The sequence below is a fragment of the Saccharibacillus sp. O23 genome (assembly GCF_002205895.1).
GTDB lineage: Bacteria > Bacillota > Bacilli > Paenibacillales > Paenibacillaceae > Saccharibacillus.
Window position 1 is genome coordinate 101,279 of the sequence record NZ_NJDE01000009.1, and the last position, 13,487, is coordinate 114,765.

At 48.0% G+C, this 13,487-nt stretch carries 13 protein-coding genes; 7 read left to right on the plus strand and 6 right to left on the minus strand.

The features are described from left to right. Positions 1 to 1,263: 1,263 nt before the first annotated feature. The 5 genes from CDO73_RS12475 to CDO73_RS12490 all read right to left on the minus strand — a co-directional run bounded on the left by CDO73_RS12475 (position 1,264) and on the right by CDO73_RS12490 (position 7,932). On the minus strand, positions 1,264 to 2,034 hold the full coding sequence (locus CDO73_RS12475) for an ABC transporter ATP-binding protein (RefSeq protein ID WP_088488852.1): 771 nt from the start codon (positions 2,032 to 2,034) through the stop codon (positions 1,264 to 1,266). Beyond that, positions 2,010 to 3,110 carry a radical SAM/SPASM domain-containing protein gene (locus tag CDO73_RS12480; protein ID WP_179218684.1) on the minus strand — a complete coding sequence of 367 codons (1,101 nt, stop codon included), beginning with the start codon at positions 3,108 to 3,110 and terminating at the stop codon, positions 2,010 to 2,012. Before CDO73_RS12480 ends, CDO73_RS12475 begins: the two co-directional genes overlap by 25 nt. Then, positions 3,107 to 4,498: a radical SAM protein gene (locus tag CDO73_RS12485; RefSeq protein ID WP_088488854.1), complete on the minus strand. Its 1,392-nt coding sequence runs from the start codon at positions 4,496 to 4,498 to the stop codon at positions 3,107 to 3,109. Before CDO73_RS12485 ends, CDO73_RS12480 begins: the two co-directional genes overlap by 4 nt. A gap of 71 nt (positions 4,499 to 4,569) precedes the next feature. Then, complete coding sequence (locus CDO73_RS26485; RefSeq protein WP_143536128.1) at positions 4,570 to 4,830, minus strand: hypothetical protein; 261 nt, start codon at positions 4,828 to 4,830, stop codon at positions 4,570 to 4,572. A gap of 891 nt (positions 4,831 to 5,721) precedes the next feature. Continuing rightward, the gene (locus tag CDO73_RS12490) at positions 5,722 to 7,932 is read right to left on the minus strand and encodes a bifunctional alpha,alpha-trehalose-phosphate synthase (UDP-forming)/trehalose-phosphatase (protein WP_088488855.1); all 2,211 of its coding nucleotides are present in this window, start codon (positions 7,930 to 7,932) and stop codon (positions 5,722 to 5,724) included. A 258-nt stretch (positions 7,933 to 8,190) separates the two neighbouring features. On the opposite strand from CDO73_RS12490, the gene CDO73_RS12495 reads away from it, so the two are divergent. The 5 genes from CDO73_RS12495 (at position 8,191) to CDO73_RS12515 (ending at position 10,727) form a co-directional block, all read left to right on the plus strand. Beyond that, positions 8,191 to 8,727, plus strand: a complete 537-nt coding sequence (locus CDO73_RS12495; RefSeq protein ID WP_088488856.1) for a GNAT family N-acetyltransferase — start codon at positions 8,191 to 8,193, stop codon at positions 8,725 to 8,727. A gap of 123 nt (positions 8,728 to 8,850) precedes the next feature. Beyond that, positions 8,851 to 9,165: a hypothetical protein gene (locus tag CDO73_RS26760; protein WP_088488857.1), complete on the plus strand. Its 315-nt coding sequence runs from the start codon at positions 8,851 to 8,853 to the stop codon at positions 9,163 to 9,165. Next, entirely contained in the window at positions 9,162 to 9,596 is a 435-nt protein-coding gene (locus tag CDO73_RS12505) for a hypothetical protein (RefSeq protein ID WP_088488858.1), read from the plus strand. Before CDO73_RS26760 ends, CDO73_RS12505 begins: the two co-directional genes overlap by 4 nt. 85 nt (positions 9,597 to 9,681) lie before the next feature. Further along, on the plus strand, positions 9,682 to 10,005 hold the full coding sequence (locus CDO73_RS12510; RefSeq protein ID WP_256972678.1) for a DUF3024 domain-containing protein: 324 nt from the start codon (positions 9,682 to 9,684) through the stop codon (positions 10,003 to 10,005). Between the two features lie 17 nt (positions 10,006 to 10,022). Continuing rightward, the gene (locus tag CDO73_RS12515) at positions 10,023 to 10,727 is read left to right on the plus strand and encodes a Type 1 glutamine amidotransferase-like domain-containing protein (RefSeq protein WP_088488859.1); all 705 of its coding nucleotides are present in this window, start codon (positions 10,023 to 10,025) and stop codon (positions 10,725 to 10,727) included. Between the two features lie 130 nt (positions 10,728 to 10,857). Here the strand turns inward: CDO73_RS12515 and CDO73_RS12520 are convergent, their stop codons facing one another. Next, complete coding sequence (locus CDO73_RS12520) at positions 10,858 to 11,454, minus strand: GbsR/MarR family transcriptional regulator (protein WP_088488860.1); 597 nt, start codon at positions 11,452 to 11,454, stop codon at positions 10,858 to 10,860. Between the two features lie 208 nt (positions 11,455 to 11,662). Here CDO73_RS12520 and CDO73_RS12525 point away from each other — a divergent pair, with 208 nt between their 5' ends. Together CDO73_RS12525 and CDO73_RS12530 are read left to right on the plus strand one after the other, a co-directional pair. Continuing rightward, positions 11,663 to 12,541: a carbohydrate ABC transporter permease gene (locus CDO73_RS12525; RefSeq protein ID WP_088488861.1), complete on the plus strand. Its 879-nt coding sequence runs from the start codon at positions 11,663 to 11,665 to the stop codon at positions 12,539 to 12,541. Positions 12,542 to 12,645: 104 nt separating this feature from the next. Further along, the gene (locus CDO73_RS12530) at positions 12,646 to 13,461 is read left to right on the plus strand and encodes a carbohydrate ABC transporter permease (RefSeq protein ID WP_256972695.1); all 816 of its coding nucleotides are present in this window, start codon (positions 12,646 to 12,648) and stop codon (positions 13,459 to 13,461) included. The last annotated feature ends 26 nt before the right edge of the window (positions 13,462 to 13,487 follow it).

Here is a 13,487-nt window from a genome sequence, read left to right on the forward strand (position 1 = left end):
TTTGAATGTTAATTACCAATTTTTCACGTGTGGATTTTCGAGCAATGACTATCGAACAAAATGTAAGTGTAATTCCGATCACTAAAGATAGTACAGTCGTCAGAAGGTTCAAGGGCAAATAAAAGCCTATCAAAAAAGGAAGTAAGGGAATAAAAAAATTTAGAATTCCGAATATACTCGTGAAATACTGCTTAAATTTAGAGAAGTCTGTATTATGAACTGTTGAGATTGCTATTAAGCCTATTCCTAGAACAGAGAGTGCCATACTCTGAGTGCAGGAGTTAAGACTTAATGTATAACTTGTTCCGTACATGCTAAAAACGGGGAAGTTAAAAAGAAAAAGAAGGAATATTGAATATATGATACTGCTGAGTGAGACGAATAGACAATTTGACCACCACAAAATGAAAGGATTCAGTGAAGTGACTAATAAGGATTCGCCATGTATCAAATCCTCAACATTCCAGTGAGCATAGTTACTAATCAGTATTGTGCAAAGAGGAAAATAAGCAATTGCTATAGTAGAAGAAAGGGATAAATTGATTAACAAAAAATAGTAGATAATCGGTGAGAAAATTAAAAAAAGAATCTTGATTTTACTGCTTTTAAATTCAATCCAACGTTTCCATAAAAGGGCCCTCATAGTCAGCTACAGCTCCTTTTCTTGTTGTGCTTTGAAATAGTTTTTTTGAGTGACGAATAAATAAAAAACATAAGTCACTAGGCTTAACATCCCTACAACAATGGCGGATAAAAAATAGCAATGAAAAGTTTGTAAAATTAGCAGTAAGAATACAATTAGAGTTTCAAAGCTATACACCAAAAATCTTCTTTTTCTCGATGAGATCATCATAAACGTTATAAGGAGCTGACCAACAGCAAGTAAGGCCGTTAAAAGGGTAAGCATATACAACGTATAAGAAAATGATAAAGAAGCTAGAAGATTAGGGATCAAAGTGAAAATTATAACAAAATGAAATAAAAAGATTAGAATTGCTAACTGTAGTATAGCTGCATTAATGTTAAAAATAAGCTTTCGAAAATCGAACGCTAACGTGTAAAGAAGTTCTTTATGCGACTCAACATATTCAGAGTGATATAGATGAAGAATAGAAAAAAAACAAATATATAGTCGTAGCTCCAAAGGAAAAGAAAGGCCTGAGCTAAGATCAGGAGTAGAAAGTAAACACAAAAGAGCGATCAAGAAAACGAAACGTCGAAGAAGCATTTTATATCCTAACCAAAAAAAAGAATAATAAAGCCTCATATAATTCTCAAGTCTTGTTCCGCTTCGAATTTAAAAACCTCTTTATAAATGCTTTCTAATGTTAAGTTATCCCCCAGTTTTGATTTGTATTTATTTTTTAATTCTTCGAATGTTCCTTCCTCTACTAAAGTACCTTTATCGAGAAATCCATAAATATCACACACCTTTTTCATCTCTTCTAATTGATGAGAGTTGATAAACACAGTTAATCCTTCTTGCTTGAGTCTTTGTATATATTTTCTGAGCATATAGCTGCCTTCAACATCAAGTCCACGATTGGGTTCATCAAGAATCAATAAACTTGGCTTGTTTATAAATGCACGAGCTAAGGCTAATCTTTGTCGCATTCCCCGAGAGAAAAAATTGATTTTTTGATTTTTATTTTCAGAAAGCCCTACTCGTTCAAGGCACTGTTCAATATCAGCTGAACGGACTTTTCTTGACGCCTTTGGAAAATGGATGCGGTGAAAAAATTCTAGGTTATCCCAAGCGGTTAGGTTTTTATACAAACCGAGTTGATCCATTAAACAACCTATTTTTTTCCTTACCTCACCAAACTCAGGTTCAGAAGTTCGAACTGCATCGACATATATCGCACCTGAAGTAGGGCGATATATGTCCAAGATCGTACGAGTAAGCGTCGTTTTCCCCGCACCATTAGGCCCGATAAGTCCATAGATTTGTCCGCTCTGTATACGAATGTTGATGTTATTCAAGATAACTTTTTTCTCGAAAGTTTTACTTACTCGTTCAATGACGATATCCATTGGCCTTCCTCCACATTGTATTGGCAAAATTCTAAATCAAAAAATGAACAGGCATTGCATGCGTAGCGAAACTCGCACTGTTGGCATTTTCCAGAACGGTGGTCTGAGTTTTTTTTCCAGTAGTTTGTCAACAAAGTTCGGATGGCCAGATGCAGCTGATTTCCGTAAACAGTCCCTACTTTTTGTTTAAAGCCCATACAAGGATAAACATTTCCATTATAGGATATTAGAAGTTTTTCATCCAAGCAATTATCTGTCATTTTCCGAGAAAAGAAAGAGTCAAAGTCCGTATTAACCATGCTTTGTTTTGTGATAGGCAGTGGTGAAGTTCTCGAGAATTTAACTTGCCATGAAGCTGGTATTATAGAGGGGCGTACTTTATTGTTGCAAGAATAAAGAATAGCAGTAGTGAGATGATGGTTTCTATATTTTCTAACAATTGCATTTAAAGAATCTGACTCAAATAATGAGACAATCAAGTGTACTTCTTGCGGTATTTGTTGTGATTTTAAGAATCCATTAGTATGAACCGAAAGAGAAATTCCTTTGTTTAAAATATACCGTACTAAGTCTTTGAAAAAAGGAGATATAGCAGCCTCACCTCCAGTTAGCAATATTGTGCTTACTCCGTAACTTGCCAGTTGATCTACGACAGTGAGCCATTCCTCGAAACTTAATGCCTCAGGATCTTCTTTGATGATTTTACAACTCGGACAAAAAGAAGTAGAACAAAAATTGCAGCTCAAATTACATTCATTAGAAATTTGGAGAGTTGCGGTACGTAAAAAAGGCGTATTCTTATGAAGCTTTTTTTCGTTATAGATGTTAATGGGTCTAAATTTATCTATAAAAATAGGTTTGTCAGAGAAGGTTCCAAGTGATGAATATTTTGAGAAAAAGGATTTTAATAAATGGAGTTCTTCGTTCTTAAAGAAGCTACCATTTTCTCCGCGCTTAATCATTTCAGCAAAATTGTTTTCAATCCAAAAAATTTTTTCTTCAACTACATCTTGAATAAGCGATTTTTGTTTTCCTACTATCAAAAAAACTCCAGGGTTAAGTTTGAAATAGGTCATAAGCATTCTCCTGATTCATTTAAAAGTTCGAAGTAATCCATAGTAACCTCATCAAATAGTTTTGGGTTTTCTTCTAACATGCTTACAAATTCGCTTAAAAGCGCCTGAATACTATTTTGTTGATTAGTACACACTTGTTGATTCCATTCAAATCCATTTTCAGATTCGAAGTTTTTGAAGCAGAGTGTGCACAGTTTTGATATCGAACATTCTTGACATTTGGTGCAAATGCTTTGATTGTAGTCATTCAATATTTTTGTGGAGGCTTTTAAATCCAGCCCCTTTTCCACATTTCCGATATTGAAAGAGCTGTTTATTTTTTCGCATATTTTAAAATTACCATCAATCGTGACATATAACTTTTCACCTGGTACACACGTGCCGGTATAAGGGCGAATAAAATGAGAGTTCTCGCGAATCATGGGGTGAAAAGCCAAGCTAGCATAAATACTTCCAAAAAATCGGTATAAGAATTGACTACGCTCTATTGTTCCTGTTGCAGCACTTGCCAAAAATTCTTCCTTCATAATTTGGTAATTATCAAAAAAATGTGCTGTTTCCTCAGGAGTAAAAGCAGAATAGTAAGTACTGTTTTGTGCTTGAACTTGTCCGGTGTGGATGACTGACAACTGATTTTCGTCAACAAATTTTGCTAGAGTTCGAAAGTCTGTTTTATAGTCAAAGCACATAGCGATAGAGACGCTTGCTTTTGGAAAGTTGGCTCTAAATTCTTGAATATGTGCGAACACCTTATGAAAAGTTGGTTTTCCATGGATATCTAAACGGTTACGGTCATGATTTTCTTCATATCCATCTAAACTTACAAGAACCGAAAAATGATGCTCATATAAAAACTTTTGAATTGAAGGAGTTAATAAAAGCCCGTTTGTTGTAATATTAAAAAGTACCTCGTATTGAGAATATTGCTGCTCGATGTATTCGACAGTTTGTTTTAAAATTTTAAAATTAGTAAGAGGTTCCCCGCCATAATAACTGATTACAGCTTTTCGGATCGGATTGCGATGATACATTATCTCGAAGTTTTCAAAATAATAATCAATAGTTCTTTTAGCGATTTTCCAAGGCATTTTTCCTGTTCCATGGTTTCGAGTGAATGGATAATGCTCTGAATAAATGCAATAGGTACAGCGTAAATTACATGCTGATGATATTTCTAAAATTAGTTGTTTGAATCCATTTCCATCTTTATAGAGATAATCTCGTAAATCAGACTCTTCTAAAAAGCGAATATTATTTTTTTTACTTAGATTGAATTTTTCTTTTAAGTTTTCTAAGCCTTCATTTCGTTCTCCAAAAAGAATTTGTCCAGTATCATTATCAAAAAAATATTCCTGATTTTGTTTGCTAATGAATTTAACACCTCTCATAATTCACGCACCTCTCATTCGATTAGGGGAGGAAAGCCCTCCCCTTTAGGTAATTGATGACAGATAGAAGATTATCTTGAATTTACTCCGATAGCGACTGCCGCTGCAGCACTCGCTCCAGTCGCAACGGTAGCTACTTCCCCTGCCGCCGCAATAGTCACTATTGCTGTAGCTGGTCCGAGAATCAAGCAGGCTAAACAAGTCGCACAACCCAAGCATGCCGCGCATGCCGCACAACCTAAACAAAGAGCACAAGCCGCCATTTCTTCTTTTTGACCAATGGTTATTTCTTCTCCCATTTCCGACGAGATATAAAATTCTTCAGGATTCACTGTCTCAACCTCCAATTTTTTTGGAATAAATCTGCTTTTCTTGGCTGTTATTTGAAAACATATTCCTTTTACTCCCTGACATCATTGATTTATATCACAAAAGAAAACCTCTCTTTCCCATAGAGTGAACCCCTTAAAATGGACATTAGAAAAGCCTTAGGTAAAATAATGAGCATTTAGAGTAGGTTTTTCATAGAATAAAAGGACAGAAGTTCAAAACATATCTGTTGAAATTCAAGAAAGAAGCGATTCGGGTACATATCGCGGGAAAAGTAGTTAAAGTTTTAAAACGTGAGACGAATTTTAAAAAAAGGGCTTGACGATATGGAGGGAGGAGGAATGAAAGCACGTTAAGCTGCCATTTTGTAGATAACACGAAACTGGACAGAACAGGTGGCTTTGTGAACTGTTTTGCATCTCTAAAAGAGGTTATTACACGTGGTTGAATCGGCAGAGACGCGGCGACAGACAAACCGTTGATGAAGAAAGGTTTATAACAAATACTATGGCGTTTGCAGCTGTCTCCATTGCAGGAAAATGTTTGGTAGCCAATCACAAGTTCTCATCAAAAGCTCCGTTAAATGTATATGGTAAATGTGGTTGTGCTCGTGTTTGAAAACGTCATTAAAGCAGAAATTCAAGGCTGGAAAAAAGAATGAGCAATGAGTTAAGTGCATTATCCAGTAACGCTTTGGAAAATGTTGGATCAATCTCTTAGTAGTAAAGGATCTGTTTAATAACGAAATGGGCGGACATCTTGAAAAAAATATGACGGACGTAGTCATTCATAGTGACCACGTCCGTCATGTGTTTTGTATACTATTTAATTATTAATTTATAAAATAATCCTATTAGTTTTTGGATTAAACTTTTTAGTTTTAAGAGGTCATGTCATTGATTAGTTGTAACCTCGCCGGATACTTCCGTGAACCGGCCCAGCAGAGCGCGGATATCGTTCGAAGATTTCAGCCGGTATTTGGCGGCGGTTACTTCTTTGCCGATCTTTACGGAATACGAGCCTTCCGGCAGCGCCGCGAACATGTCTTCGTCGGTCCGGTCGTCTCCGGCGGCGAAAACAAAGTCGTGCTCACCTTGGTTCAGCACCAGATGCGCGCCGTGGCCTTTGTTAACGCGGGAGTCTTTGACCTCGATCACTTTGTTGCCGTCCAGTACGCCGACCGTCATCGACTGCGTCACGGACATGAGCGCTTCTTTGAGTTCGTTACGTTTCAAGCCAGCGATCTCCGGTTCGGATTGGCGGTAATGCCAAGCGATCGAATAATCTTTCTCTTCGATCAACGACCCCGGCGTACGGTCGGTGTACGTCTCCATGATCGGACGGATGGTTTCTTTCCATTCGTTGTCCATGTTGAGCGTCATCACCCATTCGCTGCCCGGTTTTCTCAGCCAGAGGCCGTGCGCGGCGACGATCGTCACGTCCAGATCGCCGAGCCATTTCTCCGCCGTGAAGCGGTCGCGGCCGGTGATGATCACGACCGTATTCTTCGGATCGGCCGTCAGATTAGCGAGCAGGAGCTTCAGCTCTTTATCGGGACGTGCCTGATCCGGCGTCGGTTTGAAACCGACGAGCGTACCGTCGTAGTCGAGGAACAACACCCGGTTCGACGCGCTGCGGTAAGCCTGTTCCAATTCGGAAGAACCGGAAGTGAGCTTGTTCAGCGGCTCGGTATGGATACGTTCCTGCGGCGCGGCCCATAGCGTATTCAAAAACTCTTCGGCCCAGAACTTGACGTTGTAGCGCGACAAACGGCGGTGCATATTGCGGTTGCGGTCCATTTTGTCGTCTTCCGGCATCTCCAGCGCCATCTTGATGCCCGACGCGATCGCTTCGTGATCGTTCGGATTGACGATGACGGCTTCGCCGAGTTCGCTGGCCGCGCCGGCCGTTTCGCTCATGACGATCATGCCTTTGAGATCGGTGCGGGACGCGATATATTCTTTGGCGACGAGGTTCATGCCGTCTCGCAGAGGCGTCACGAGCAGGACGTCGCTGTTGCGGTAGAAGGCAATCAGGTCGTCCTGCGATACCGTGCGGAAGAAGAACCAGACCGGCATCCAACTGAACGTACCGTATTCGCCGTTCACTTCGCTGACCAATTCTTCGATCTCGCGTTTGAGATTGTCGTATTTCTCGATGCCTACCCGCGAAGGCGCGATGATCAGGTTGAGACGGACTTTCTCATGATATTCCGGATATTTGGCGAGAAAATGCTTGAACGCTTTGATCCGGTCCGGAATGCCTTTGGTATAATCGAGCCGGTCGACGGAAATGATGTTGCGCAGGTTCTTCGTGCTCTCGATGAAATCCATCGATTCCTGCGACGCTTTTTCGCCGGTCGGCGTTTTGGCGAAATAATCGTAATCGATCCCCATCGGGAACGCGTCGACCTGAGCGATATGCGTCTCGAATTGGATCTTGTACAGATTATGTTCGTGGCCGAGCAGACGACGCACGCTGCTGAGGAAGTGGCGCACGTAATCGTAGGTATGGAAGCCGATCAGGTTGGCGCCGAGCAGGCCTTGCAGCAGTTCTTTGCGCCAGATCAGCAGACGGTAGATCTCGAACGACGGGAACGGAATATGCAGGAAAAAGCCGATCTTCACGTCGTTATATTTTTCACGAATCATCTGCGGAAGCAGCATCAGTTGATAGTCGTGGATCCAGATCGTATCGCCGTCCTCGATGAGCGGAGCGACCGCGTCGAAGAATTTGCGGTTCACGCGCTGATAAGCTTCCCAAGTCTTCGAACGGTATTCGACGGCGCTCGTGAAGTAGTGGAACAGCGGCCAGATCGTTTCGTTGCAGAAACCGTGGTAATACATCTCGATATCTTCTTCGGTGAGCGGAACGGCGAGGCATTTATAATCTTTTTTTAATGTATCGGCAACGGAAGACAATTCTTCTTCGCTCAGTTGATCCTGCGCGACGCCCGGCCAGCCGGCCCAGATCGTGTCTCCCTGCTCGTGGTAACTTTTGAGTCCGGTAGCCAGACCGCCTATGCTTTCTTTGTAGTCCAGGCCGGAGTCGCTTTTGCTCACGGTAACGGGAAGACGGTTGGATACGAATATTGTTTTGCTCATAGGTTGGACCAGCTCTCCTTCTTGAATGGTGTACGACCGGAATCACCCGGTAAACGAGGATACTGCGCTGAAAATGCATGAAAAAAGCGCAAATCCGCAACAATTCTTTTCCTCATTACCCGAAAGCTCGCGTTCAGACTCAAAGGCGCGAGGCACGTCAAGATCCGGAATCGGAAAAAGCCCCTGTCGAAACGATTGGCTCGCAGAACGCGTTATTAAAGATAAGAAAGAACGGAAAAACAAACAAGGGGGCACACAATGAGCGAAACGAAAAAAAATGAAGCGACCTATAGGATTCGTCCGGCCCGGCGGCAGGACTTTCCTTTTGTGCGCGAGATGTTATACGAATCCTTATACGTCGGCGAGGGCGAAGAGCCGTTCGGACGCGAGATTCTAGACGATCCGGCGATCGGCAAATACGCGGACGGTTGGGGCAGAGCGGGAGACTTCGGCGTGATCGCGGAAAAAGAAGACGGAACGCCGCTCGGTTCGGCCACGGCCCGGTATTTTACGGCGGATACGCGAGGATACGGATTCGTGGCGGAAGACGTGCCGGAACTCGGCATGGCGCTGCTGCCGGACAGCCGAGGCCGAGGGATCGGGAAAACGTTGCTCGCCGCGCTGCTGGAAGGCCTGCGCGATCGCGGAGCGGAACGGGTATCGCTCAGCGTCGACCCGCGCAACGAACCCGCGATGAAACTCTACTGGCGCTTCGGCTTCGAGGAGGTCGGCCGGGAAGGAACTTCGATCACGATGGTCGCTTCGCTGCAAAATCCTTCGGAAACGGATGCGTAAAGTTGGCCGCGTCTCGTCGAAGTACGGTAATTCCATTGTCACAAATTAGTGAACGACGAAACCTCGAAGGAAACGAAGTGGTATTCTGAAGCATGATACTTAACGAATCGGAGGAGGCGTCGAATGAGCTTGCATCGGATGGAATTCAACCGGCAATCGTTGATCGGATCGCTGACCGCGGAGGTGCCGCCGCTGCTGCGGATGAAGTCCGGGGATACGCTGCGTTTCAATACGCCGGACGCGGGCTGGGGCGTCGGCGAGAGTTGGGCGACGCGAGTCAAGCCGGTCGCGAGAGAAACGGTTTACGACGGCGGGCACGGGCCGAGCCGGGTCGAAGCGATCGCCCTCGGCAGCGCGGTCGTCGATCTGCGGATCACGCAGATCGTCAACGGCGTCAAAGGCGTGCATGCGCTGCTGCCGCAAGGAGCGTTCCGATGATCGAGGGGCCGATCGTTATGAGCCTGCGGCCGGGGCCTTACGCGCGGATGCAGGAAGGCGCGAAGCGCCACGAGTTCCGCCGCCGATTATCGGGCGAACTGCCCGGCGCGTTCCTGTATCTGGCCGCGCCGGTCTCCGCGATCGTCGCGTACGCCGAATTCGGCCGGCCGCTGACCGGCACGCCGGAGGAATTGGCCGCCTTGGCCGAGGCGGACGAGCCCGGAGCGTACGCGGACACGCTCCGGTACTTCGACGGCCTGGAGCGCGGCTTCGCGCTGCCGCTGTCGGCCTTAACGCCGATCGAACCGCTGCCGCTCGCGGAGCTGCAGGAGCGGTTCGCGTATACGCCGCCGCGTTCTTACCGGCGGCAGGCGGCCGATTCGGAATTGGCGCGCGAACTGGCGGCGCGGCTGGAAGCGGTGGAAAGCTAAGCGATCCGCCGGACGGCCCGCAGCGCCGCTTCAAGAAAATACAAATAAAAAGAAACAAACACGGAGAAAAGAGAGGCCTGCTGAAATGGACGATTTTACGAGAAGGCGCATCGAGAAGATCATGCGCCATTATATGGAGAGTACCGTGCAGGAACAGTTGAAGAATCAGCGCGGGATCGGCTACGCGATGGACGGAGACGACGTCATTCTGGTCGAGCAGCGTCCGTCCAAAGACGGTTCGCGCTGGATCGAACTTCCGGTGGCGCAGTTCAAGCTCGATGCCGGAGGCTGGCGCGTATACGGGTTGGACAGCGGAGGCCGCTGGCATCTGGTGCCGGAGATCCCGGCCAGCGACGATTTCGAAGCTCAACTGGGCCATGTGACGCGGAACGAATTGGGCATTTTCTGAACGGGGAGGACAAGAGCATGAAGCAGATCATCGCGATGGGCGGCGGAGGATTCTCGATGGAACCGGAGAACCTGCTGCTGGATCGGTACATTTTGGAGCAGTCTTCGGCAGAACGCCCGAAAGTTTGTTTCTTGGGAACGGCAAGCGGCGACGCGCCGGGATATATCGAGCGGTTCTACGAAGCGTTTCGCACGCTCCCGTGCGAGCCTTCGCATCTGTCGCTGTTCAAGCTGCCGGAAGGCGACTTGAAAGCCTATATGCTGGAGCAGGACGTGATCTATGTGGGCGGCGGCAATACCCGCAGCATGCTGGCGCTCTGGCGGGAATGGGGAATGGACGAGATGCTGCGCGAAGCTTACGAACGAGGCGTCGTGCTGGCCGGACTCAGCGCCGGGGCGATCTGCTGGTTCGAAGAAGGCGTGACCGATTCGGTCACGGGACAGCTCGGCGCGATCCGGGCGCTGGGTCTGCTGCCGGGCAGCCATTGTCCGCATTACGACGGCGAAGCGGAACGTCGTCCCGGCTATCGCGGACTGCTGCAATCCGGCGAGATCGGAGACGGCATCGCGGCGGACGACGGCGTCGCGCTGCATTATCGGGACGGGAAGCTGCATCGGATCGTGTCTTCCAGACCGGCCGCGCAAGCGTATCGGGTTGAGCTGAAGGACGGAACCGTACAGGAAACCGTGCTGGATACCGAGTTTCTGGGCGCGGTCGATTAGTGAAGCAAGCCGCTCGTGCTTTTAAATATGAAATAAGCAGCAAAAAAGCGAAGAACCGTTCAAAAACGGGCTTCGCCTTTTTGCCGTGCCGACTGTTCGATTCTTTTATGTACGTTGTCGGGCGAGGCGTTCAGTCCGTCGCGCTTCCGGCGCTGCCTGAGAGATCTTCGCCGCTCGGCTCCGCTCCGAAAATCTCCCCGCCTTCCAGCCGGTCCACGAACCCTTGCAGCCAGACATAATACTGCTCCGCATGCCGAAGCTTGTGCAGATCGCGCAGCGCCTGCTCGCGTTCTTCCGGTTCCGTCTCCTGCGCCAGCACGATCTCCGACAGATCCGGCACCGCTTCGCGGATGCTCGCCAGCATCACGTCCACTTCGCGCTGAAGCTTGGCTCCGAAGAAGTTGCGGAACGTGCGGAAAAAGTCGGTCTCGGCGACGTACTGGTCTTTGCGGTCTTTTTTCTCGTCGAGTTTGTAGATCATCTTCGACTCGGTCAGCGAACGTACCGCGTAGCTCATATTGCTTTTGCTCATCTGCATATAATCTTTCATTTCTTCCAAGGTCATCGGCCGATCTTCGAAATACATGATGCCGTAGAGCTGGCCGAACGAATGATTGACGCCGTACAGGTCCATCGTCGTCGCGATCGATTCGATGACTTTCTTCCGAAGTTCCTGCCGCTCCGGCGGTTGAGGCGAAACGGACGCCCCGGCGGATTTCTTTTCCACAATGTCACCTCCGAACCGAATTCCGGCAGATTTTCCCCTGTTTCGTTCTGCTCATATTTTACATGAAACCCTCGCGATTTAACACACGGATAATCTGCATTTTTCAAAACGAATGTACAATCATTTTTGTACAGAAGAAAAAGAGAAACGAAAAAACGCTCTACATACGCAAGCGATCAGAAAAAATTGAACATAAGGAGTGAAGAGATTGCGTCTGAAAACGATTCGGGAAGGCGAAGCGGTGCTGTTCACGCTGCCGGCTCTGGTTCCGCTGCTGCTGTTCTGGCTCGGGCCGCTCGGCTACATCGTGTACCTGAGCTTTACCGAGTGGGACTTCATGAGTCCTAACAAGCTGTTCGTCGGTCTGGACAACTATGTCTACCTGCTGACGCACGCCGATTTCTATCAAGCGCTGAAGGTTACGCTGCTGTTCGGTCTCGGCACGGTGATTCCGATCATCGTCGGAGGACTGGCGCTGGCGCTGCTGATGAACAGCAAACTGCCTTCGACCGGACTGTTCCGGGCGATGATGTTCTCGCCGTGGGTCACGCCGACCGTCGCCGTGTCGATCGCTTGGTCTTGGATCTTCGAACCGGACGTGGGCTTGGCGAATCTGGTGCTCGGTTGGATCGGCGTCTCGCCGGTCGGTTGGCTGCAGGATCCGACGTGGGCGCTGGTAGCGGTCATGATCGTCACGATCTGGAAATCGATCGGCTGGTCGATGGTGTTCTATCTGGTGGCGCTGCGCAATCTGCCTGCGGATCTGATGGAAGCGGCCTCGATCGACGGGGCGGGCGGCTGGGACAAGTTTCGGGCGATCACGCTGCCGCTGATCTCGCCGACCACGCTGTTCTTGTCGATCATCCTGACGATCCAGTCGCTGCAAGCGTACGACCAGATCAACGTCATGACGCAGGGCGGACCGGCCGGTTCTACGCGTACTTTGCTCTATATGTATTACCAGTCGGCTTTCGAATCGTTCAACGTCGGCGAAGCTTCGGCGATCGCCGTCATCATCATTCTGATCTGCGTGCTGCTGTCGGGACTGTCGTTCCTGTTCAGCCGACGCCTGGTGCACTACTCATGAACCTGACCGAAGCAAGCAAAATGAAGCCCAAACGCGAACTCGGCCGCAACCTCGGACGGGAGCGGAGCCGAAAAGCCGTGCCTTTCGGCGAAAAGTTCTGGCGTATGTTCCGCTACGTCCTGCTCGCGGTAATCAGCCTCGCGATGGCGTTCCCGTTCTACTGGATGGTGACGAGCGGACTGAAAACGAACGACGAGATCTGGCGTTTCCCGCCGACCTTCTGGCCCGAAGCGATCAACTGGAGCAATTATGCCGATGCATGGAACTCCGCGCCGTTCGCCCGCTACATGTTCAACAGCGTGTTCGTGGCGGTCGCGATCTGCGTCATTCAGGTCGTCAACGCCAGCATGATGGCTTACGCGCTGACCCATATGAATTTCCGGCTCAAAAGCTCGTTTACCGGAATCGTGCTGGTCGGCTACATGATCCCGAGCACGGCGGTCTATCTGCCGAGCTATCTGGTGCTGAACGAACTGCATCTGCTCGACAGCTATGCGGGGCTGATCGTCTCCAACTGCGTGAGCGTGTTCGCGATCTTCCTGCTGCGTCAGGCGTTCCTGCAAGTCTCGCACGAACTGGTCGAAGCCGGACAGCTCGACGGAGCCTCGCATTTCCGGATTCTGTGGACGGTCATGGCGCCGCTGATCCGTTCTTCGTTCGCGGTCATGATCCTGATTACGTTCATCGAACAGTACAACAATTATTTCTGGCCGATGCTCATCACCAAAGATCCGGATCTGCGTCTCGTCTCGGCGGGACTGCGAAGTTTCTTCGTCGAAGGCGGCGCTTACGGTCTGGCTTGGCCGCAGATCATGGCCGCCAGCGCGTTCACCATCGCTCCGCTGCTGATCTTGTTCCTGTTCGCGCAGAAAACGATCATGCAGAGCGTCAATATGTCGGCCGGCGTCAATAAGAACTGATTCACCCACATTCCGTACCTAATTGG

Bases quoted from the DNA above. Each gene is read 5' to 3' on its own strand.
- CDO73_RS12475 (WP_088488852.1), bottom strand. From the start codon at position 2,034: ATGGATATCGTCATTGAACGAGTAAGTAAAACTTTCGAGAAAAAAGTT.
- CDO73_RS12480 (WP_179218684.1), bottom strand. From the start codon at position 3,110: ATGACCTATTTCAAACTTAACCCTGGAGTTTTTTTGATAGTAGGAAAA.
- CDO73_RS12485 (WP_088488854.1), bottom strand. From the start codon at position 4,498: ATGAGAGGTGTTAAATTCATTAGCAAACAAAATCAGGAATATTTTTTT.
- CDO73_RS12490 (WP_088488855.1), bottom strand. From the start codon at position 7,932: ATGAGCAAAACAATATTCGTATCCAACCGTCTTCCCGTTACCGTGAGC.
- CDO73_RS12495 (WP_088488856.1), top strand. From the start codon at position 8,191: ATGAGCGAAACGAAAAAAAATGAAGCGACCTATAGGATTCGTCCGGCC.
- CDO73_RS26760 (WP_088488857.1), top strand. From the start codon at position 8,851: ATGAGCTTGCATCGGATGGAATTCAACCGGCAATCGTTGATCGGATCG.
- CDO73_RS12505 (WP_088488858.1), top strand. From the start codon at position 9,162: ATGATCGAGGGGCCGATCGTTATGAGCCTGCGGCCGGGGCCTTACGCG.
- CDO73_RS12510 (WP_256972678.1), top strand. From the start codon at position 9,682: ATGGACGATTTTACGAGAAGGCGCATCGAGAAGATCATGCGCCATTAT.
- CDO73_RS12515 (WP_088488859.1), top strand. From the start codon at position 10,023: ATGAAGCAGATCATCGCGATGGGCGGCGGAGGATTCTCGATGGAACCG.
- CDO73_RS12530 (WP_256972695.1), top strand. From the start codon at position 12,646: ATGTTCCGCTACGTCCTGCTCGCGGTAATCAGCCTCGCGATGGCGTTC.